This window comes from Undibacterium sp. Ji49W, from assembly GCF_049340205.1.
GTDB lineage: Bacteria > Pseudomonadota > Gammaproteobacteria > Burkholderiales > Burkholderiaceae_D > Undibacterium.
The window spans coordinates 1-576 of record NZ_JBMPOW010000053.1; the positions used below are offsets into that span (position 1 = coordinate 1).

Below are 576 nucleotides of genomic sequence, written 5' to 3' on the forward strand. Positions count from 1 at the left end.
TACAGCAACCCGTGCAGCAACCGCCGACCGTGAGTAACTTCTCCAGCGTCAAGCCAGAGAACCCGGTCATGCCCAAGGGGCCGGCTCAGCCTGCACCTGTTGCTGAAACCAAAGCGACTGGCCCGGTAACCATCCCAGGCGTGATCGACTTCAATGTCGGTGGTTGCAAACCAGAATACCCACGTGCCTCGTTGCGTAATGAAGAAACAGGTACGGTGCAATTGTCCGTGCTGATTGGTGCTGATGGCACCGTGGCAGAGGTCAAGATCGACAAGTCCAGTGGCTTCCGTGGTCTCGACAATGCAGTTCGTTCCCAATTGATGTCGGGTTCCTGCAAGAACAAGCCAGGTACCGTCGATGGCAAACCGCAACAGACCTGGACCAAAGTCCAGTACGTCTGGAAGCTCGAGTAAGATTTCAGGCAAGAGCAGGCCCCGTTACTGGTCAGTCTGCTCTACCCATGCAAGAGATAGCAAGAAAATAGTAGTCGTAACAAATAAACCAAGTTCCACATAAAAACAGCAGTAAGCAATACCAACCTTATTTTGTTAAAAGGAAGCACCTCAATGAAAACCC

At 51.7% G+C, this 576-nt stretch carries 1 protein-coding gene; it reads left to right on the forward strand.

Going from position 1 to position 576, the window contains the following annotated elements:
• On the forward strand, nt 1-413 hold a 413-nt coding region (locus ACO0LK_RS26990; RefSeq protein ID WP_422980608.1), incomplete at its 5' end, for an energy transducer TonB.
• Nucleotides 414-576 lie beyond the last annotated feature (163 nt).